The 4,151-nt window shown below is 71.3% G+C and carries 3 protein-coding genes; 1 reads left to right on the top strand and 2 read right to left on the bottom strand.

Going from position 1 to position 4,151, the window contains the following annotated elements; genetic code table 11:
- Positions 1–254, bottom strand: a 254-nt coding sequence (locus ACFWAY_RS53100; RefSeq protein WP_378516449.1) for a hypothetical protein, incomplete at its 3' end; no start/stop codon positions are given.
- Positions 251–2,209, bottom strand: coding sequence for an FtsK/SpoIIIE domain-containing protein (locus tag ACFWAY_RS53095; protein WP_377541243.1), 1,959 nt, complete (start codon positions 2,207–2,209; stop codon positions 251–253). The genes ACFWAY_RS53100 and ACFWAY_RS53095, both read right to left, overlap by 4 nt.
- Before the next feature lie 369 nt (positions 2,210–2,578).
- On the opposite strand from ACFWAY_RS53095, the gene ACFWAY_RS53090 reads away from it, so the two are divergent.
- Positions 2,579–3,310, top strand: coding sequence for a GntR family transcriptional regulator (locus ACFWAY_RS53090; protein ID WP_377541236.1), 732 nt, complete (start codon positions 2,579–2,581; stop codon positions 3,308–3,310).
- Positions 3,311–4,151: the final 841 nt, after the last annotated feature.

Genomic DNA, 4,151 nt, shown 5'->3' with positions numbered 1-4,151 from the left:
TGTGCGTACCTGCTGGCGCTGGCCAGGCCGACCAGGACGCAGGCGCAGGCGGCACCGCCCGCGATCCACGCGGCGACCTTCCCGGCGGACGATCCGCTGGCCTTCTGCGTCGAGCAGCTGCAGGCGGCGTGCGCGGCCGGGGCGGGGGTGGCCGCCTGTACGGCCTGGACCACGGCGAGGATCTGCGCGATCTGCTCGGTGTTGGTCTCCGCCGCGCGGGCGTCGGCCACGGCCTGGGCGAGGTTGGCGCTCATGCGGCGACCTCCGTACGGATCGTCGTGCCGTCCTTGGCGAGGAGCCCGCGCTTGACCAGCGCGTCGACCGCGCGGGTGACCGAGCCGGGGTTGATGCCGGTCGCCTTGGCGATGGCGGCGTTGGTCGACGTGCCGTCGATCGCGGCCTGAAGCACGGCCTTCTGGTTGTCGGTCAGGTCCTGCGGGACGGCAGCCGCGGGGGCGGCGTCCTTCACCAGACGCAGCGGCTCGGACGCCGGGGCCGGGACAGGCGCCGGCGCCTTGGCCGACCGCTGCCAGACCGGGCGGTCAGGGAGGGCGATGACGTCGGCCGGGGAGAACGCCCGGGTGCTGATCGGGTGCGGTGCCGCCTTGGGTCCGGAGCGGAGCATGGCCACGCCGGGCATCGGCAGGTCGTGGGCGTGCCAGCCGCGCTCGGTGGCGTCCTCGCCGAACACGACGCGGCTCTCGCCGGACGTGCTCAGGGCGAGGGCGGCGCGGTAAGTGATCTGGGCGCTGATCTGCGGGTCGATGCCGCCCTTGGCGTCCATGGTCGGCTTCTGCGTGGCCCAGATCAGGATGATCTCGGCGGCGCGCGCCATGCGGGCGAGTGTCGACAGGTTCTCCATGATCCGGGACCAGTCCGGGTCGCCCGGGTCGCCGTCGCCGCCCTTGGCGCGCTTCTTGCGCGCCATGGAGATGACCTCGGCTCCTTCGTCCACGAAGACCGTGATCCGGGGGCGGCGGGTGCTGATCTCGATGGTGTCCCGGCCGCGCGGGATCTCCTCCAGCCGCTCGTACATCTCAGCGACCAGTTCGTCCGTCACGCCGAGGACGTCTTCGGCGTAGATGGCGACGCGGGCGCGGTGCTCCCAGTTGATGCCTTCCACTCGCTTGGGGTCGATGACGACCAGGCGGTGGTTGGGCTCCTCGGACGCCTCCGCGAGCAGGGCCCGGGTGCTCCAGCTCTTGCCCGACCCGGAGGTCCCCGCGATCAGCATCCGGCGACCGAGCGGGACCATGACCGGCTCGCCGGTCACCGTGTCGACGCCCCACGGGTCGCCCGGCTTCCAGCCGGTCAGGTCGATGCCGTCGGCAGCGCTGCGGGTCCGCAGCGTGATCGTGGCGCGGTCGCCATGCGATCCCGAACTGATCTCCATACGCAGGGCGGTGCGGGCCCCGAGCATCGCCCGGATCTCCTCGTGCTTGGCCTTGAACGCCGACGGCTTCCACCGGCCATCAAGGCGCACCGTGGTGACCAGACCGGCCGGGGTCAGCTCGGTCGGTGCGGGCACGGTGCCCGACAGGCCTCGTTCGTCGGCGTGCTGGACCCAGTACGACGGGTCGAGGCGCTCCAGGAGGCGGCGCTCCTCCGCCGTGGCGTCGTCGTCGAGCGGCACCCGCACCTGGCGGCGGCCGACGGCGAGCAGTGCAGCGTTGAGGGCGATCAGGCTCAGCGAGCTTCCCGCCGGCCACATCGCCCAGTGCTCCGCCGACGACATCGCGTACGAGGTGATCCCAGCCGGGATCAGGTGCGCGGCGTGGGCGCGGACCGCGAGCTGGTTGAGCGTCAGCGGGTAGTTCCGGCGAGCCGACTTCAGGTCGCGGCGCGCGACCTTGGCGTGAGCGCGACCTGCCTTGTCCGCCGTCCGGGCCGCGCGGCGGCCGCCGTTGAACGGGTTGCTGCTCGCCGCCCGTGCGGCCTTCCGCTGGCTCGCGGCGGTCGCAGCCGTCGACCGCGCCGACGTGTTGGCCCGCTGAGCAGCGATCAACGCCTTCAGGTTCTCCGGGGTCCGGAGCTTCGCCCTGCGCTCGGCCTCCGTGTCCCAGCGGTGCGCGAGCGGGGCACACATCGGGGCGGCGCCGTCGAGTGCCTGGCTCGCCGCCGCTGTCGTCTTGTTGATCCGGTCCGCCGTGATCACGCGGGCCGTTTTGGTACCAGTACCGATCTTGTTCCATGCTGCTGCGTAGTCCACGAGTCGCTCCTTGGGTGGTCGTGGATCAGGGCCGGGATTGCCGTTCGCGCGGCGTTCCGGCCCGCCTGTTTTGTGGCGGTTGAGCCCGCAACCCCCGGGCCGCAACCTCCCTTGCGGGCGGTTGCGCCCCCGCAAGCCTGTGACCTGCGAGTTTCGGTGTTGCGGTGGTTTCCGGGGTGGGGCCCCTACGCGTGTGCGCGCGAGGGCCCCGGATTTTCGAGCCGTTCGGCGACCCCTCGGGAGGCGCCGCCGAACAAGACCCATACTGTGGGGGCACAGTTGCTGTGTCAAGCCATACACTGTGCTAGATCACTACTCCGGATGCTGTGATAGATCACCGCACCGTTCACCCGTCGAAGGAGCCCCGCCATGTCCTCGCTGGAGCGCACGCCTCCGTATCTCCAAGTCGTCGGCACGCTGAAGTCGAAGATCGTCAGCGGCGAACTCGCGCACGGCGACGTGCTGCCGTCCGTGCGCGAACTCGCGGCGGAGTACGGCATCTCGACTGCGACCGCGCAGAAGGTCCACCGCACGCTGAGGGCGGAAGGCCTCGCGGAAGGCCGGCAGGGTGCGGCCACCACGGTCAGCACGCGCCGGACCCTGCACCGCACCGCAGCCGACCGCCTGGAGGCGGCGCTCACTACCGGGCGGATCTACGCCGACGGCGAGTACGCCGTGATCACGGGCGCCGACCTGACCACTCCCCCCGAGTGGGTCGCGGACCTCCTGGGCGTCGAGGACGGCGGCCAGGCGCTGCGTCGCCAGCGGGTCACGCACAACGCCGACGCGGAGCCGGTCTCCGCGAGCACGAGCTGGTTCGTCGCTGAACTCGCGGAGACCGTGCCCGCTCTGCTGCAGCGCGAGCGGATCCCGGGCGGCACCCCATCAGCCATCGAGGCCGTCACCGGTCGACGCGCCGTGGCCTCCGAGGAAGCCAGCGCCGCCGATGCAGCAACCGAGGAACAGGCGACTCTGCTTGGCGTCGAGCCCGGCGCCCCCGTTCTGCTGAGCCGGAACGTGTACGTCGACGCGCAGGGCGACACGGTGGAGGTTGGGGAGTCCGTCGCACCAGCCCGCCGTTGGCGAGCCCATCGGAGCTGACCTCCGCCCGCACACACCGAAGCCCCCGCCGATCCGAATTCGGCGGGGGCTTCGTCGTGCCAAGTCCCGAACGTACCGGCACACGGCCTCCCGTGAGCCTCTGAGCGTCGTTCTCCCGCTCCTGCGACTCTCGGTCCGCCGGAGCGCTCACGAGCCCTCAGGCGGGCGTACAGGCCGCCTGAGGCCCGTAATCCTCCGTGGCCTACCGCATACGCGTCTGCGGGTGCTCCGGACGACCAACGACGGCCAGCGGGAAGGGGGGTGGGGTTGCGCGGCTTGAGCGGCCGTCTGCCGGGCCCGGATTGGGGCGGAGCGCCGTACCCCCGCCGTCACGGATGCGGGTGCGTAAGGCGACCTGGAGGCACTCCGCGGCTGAGGGGGAGCAGCTGCTGCCGCGATGTGGCCGAGCGACGCGTGGGCGCTCCGCTAGGAATCGGTCCGTGGTGGCTGATCGTCCGGCTCTCCGTCATCCGCCGGCGGCCACAAAGGCATGGCGGACGCAGTCTGTGCGGACCTGCGGCGAGCCCGTTTCAAGGGAGGCAAAGGTGCGGGGGGTGACGGGGAATTCGTGGCGTTGACCTGCGGTGATTGAGTTTCGACAACAGACGTATTGGAGGGTTGCGGAGTTTCGGCTGTTGTCGAAAAGAAGCGTTCGTCGGCCCGGCCTTTGGAGTAGGCCCGGAACCGGATCTCCTGGTCCCGGCGAGCCCTGTACGCGTACTCCTTGTGCGTGCGCGTGCAGTAGTCCCGGCTGCGGCCGACGCCCTTCTGCTGGATCGGGCCGCCGCACCAGCCACAGAGCTTGTTGCCGTCGGCGTCCCTCGGTGTCTCAGTGCTCATG

It is taken from the genome of Rhodococcus sp. NPDC059968, assembly GCF_042738615.1.
Classification (GTDB): Bacteria; Actinomycetota; Actinomycetes; order Mycobacteriales; family Mycobacteriaceae; genus Rhodococcus_F.
Note: the sequence above shows the minus strand (reverse complement) of the source record. Positions and strands in the feature narration are given on the sequence as shown.

Bases quoted from the DNA above. Each gene is read 5' to 3' on its own strand.
- ACFWAY_RS53090 (WP_377541236.1), top strand. From the start codon at position 2,579: ATGTCCTCGCTGGAGCGCACGCCTCCGTATCTCCAAGTCGTCGGCACG.